This is a genomic window from Lentzea aerocolonigenes (assembly GCF_000955955.1).
GTDB lineage: Bacteria > Actinomycetota > Actinomycetes > Mycobacteriales > Pseudonocardiaceae > Lentzea > Lentzea aerocolonigenes_A.
This window is the reverse complement of sequence record NZ_JYJG01000036.1, coordinates 1-2,004: the sequence shown is the minus strand read 5'-3', so window position 1 is coordinate 2,004 and position 2,004 is coordinate 1. Positions and strand designations below refer to the sequence as shown.

Sequence of the window (2,004 nt, the reverse complement as noted above, 5' to 3'; positions counted from 1 at the left end):
GAGATGTGTATAAGAGACAGTCGAAACGCTCATCGAAGAGGCGATGCGCATCGCCGAGGAGATGGAGCCGGTAGAAGGCGGCACCCCAGCCGTAACCGTCGGCTGAGAACGCCACGCGGGGACCTTTCGTACGCTCGGAACGTACGAAAGGTCCCCGCGTGCGTTTTCAAACAGGTGCGGACGGTCACGGTCGGTGTGCACAGTTGGCTGATGCCATCCGCGTGGCTTATCTGGCACGCTGGTGAACGTGCTGAGGCTGGCCGGAGCGCGCGTGCTGGACGAACGCGACCTGATCGACGTACGCGGGGTCTTCGACAACGACCCCGTCGCTGCGTGCATGGTCGCGGCAAGGGTGGAGATCGCCGGCCTGGACCCGTGGCGCCTGGGCGGCGAGATGTGGGGCTCGGACACCCGCCCGATCAGGGGCAAGGTGGACGGCCTGTGCTTCTCCGGCCCGAACCTGATCCCGCTCAAGGGCAGCGCCAGCGCCATGCGCATGTTCGCCGACCGGGCGAGACGCCGCGGTCGCATGTGCTCGTCGCTCGTCGGCCCCGCCGAACAGGTCTTAACCCTCTGGGACGAGCTCCAGCCCGACTGGGGACCGGCCCGTGAGGTGCGCGGCGACCAGCCGTTGATGGCGATCTCCAGCACCCCCAAGATCACCCCGGACCCGCTGGTCCGCCAGGTCCGTCCCAGCGAGCTGCAGCGCTACCTCCCCGCGGCCATCTCGATGTTCATCGAAGAGGTGGGCATCGACCCGTGCGCGGAGGACGGCGGCGCGGGCTACCGGGCGAGGGTCAGCGAACTCATCGCAGCCGGACGAGCCTTCGCCAGGTTCGAGAACGGCGAAGTCGTCTTCAAGGCGGAGATCGGCGCGATGTCGTCGAGGGTCGGCCAGATCCAGGGCGTCTGGGTCCGTCCGGACCGCAGAGGAGAGGGCATCGGCACGGCCGGCACCGCAGCCGTCGCCGACCGCCTCACGAGGGTCCTCAACCGCACAGCCAGCCTCTACGTCAACGGCTACAACCACGTCGCCCAGGCCGCCTATCGCAAGATCGGCTTCGAACAGGTCGGCCAATACGCGACTGTCCTCTTCTGACCGGGCATACTCGCGCGGGTGCGCCTTCTCGCGACGATCACGGTCATGGTCCTGACGCTGAGCGGCTGCGGCCTGTTCAAGTCCGAACCAGGTGCCCCGGAGATCACCAACGACTTCCTGGCGAAGCTCGCGTCCGGTGACGTGCAGGGCGCCGCGAACCTCACGGACAACCCGAACGAGGCCAAGGAGACCCTGGAGAAGTTCCGGGCCGCCCTCAAGCCCAAGGGGCTGACCAGCAAGGTCGACCAGCTCCGCAAGAACGGCGAGACCGCGTCCGAGGCGTCCGTCAGCCTCGACTGGGACCTCGACAAGAACCGCCACTGGACGTACTCGACCAAGTTCGACGTGCGCCAGGAGGGCGACTTCTGGAAGGTGCACTGGCAGACGTCGGTGGCGCATCCGAAGCTCAACCCGCAGCAGTCCATCCTGCTCACCGAGCTCAAGCCCGATCCCGCGCCGGTCCTCGACCGCGAGGGCACGCCGCTGCTGGCCCCCGAACGCGTCGTGTCCGTCCTCCTGGTCGCGAAGGAGGCCGGTGACGTCAACGCCGTCGCCAAGTCCCTCGCGGACGCGCTGAACCCGTTCGACAAGGCGATCACCCAGCAGTCGATCGCCGAGGGCGCCGGCAAGACCCCCGAAGGCCAGGCGTACCAGGTCGCGGCGCTGCGCGACCCCGACTACCAGTCCGTGAAGGCCAAGATCTACGACCTGCCCGGCGTCCGGTTCAGCACGCAGACGTCGCTGCTGGCCCCGAGCCGCAACTTCGGCTCCCAGGTGCTGCCGGCCGTGCGCAAGCTCGTCGAGAACGACATCGCGGGCAACGCCGGGTTCCGGATCGCCACGGTCGACGGGCAGGGCACCGAGGTCGAGGAGCTGTTCTCGAAGGCGCCCGAGCCCGCCAAGGC

General features: G+C 68.1%; 2 protein-coding genes. Both read left to right on the top strand.

What is annotated here, in order from left to right:
- The first annotated feature begins 247 nt into the window (after nt 1-247).
- Nucleotides 248-1,099, top strand: coding sequence for a DUF4081 domain-containing GNAT family N-acetyltransferase (locus tag UK23_RS06730; protein WP_045310511.1), 852 nt, complete (start codon nt 248-250; stop codon nt 1,097-1,099).
- Between the two features lie 18 nt (nt 1,100-1,117).
- On the top strand, nt 1,118-2,004 hold an 887-nt coding region (locus UK23_RS06725), incomplete at its 3' end, for an NTF2-like N-terminal transpeptidase domain-containing protein (RefSeq protein ID WP_330769859.1).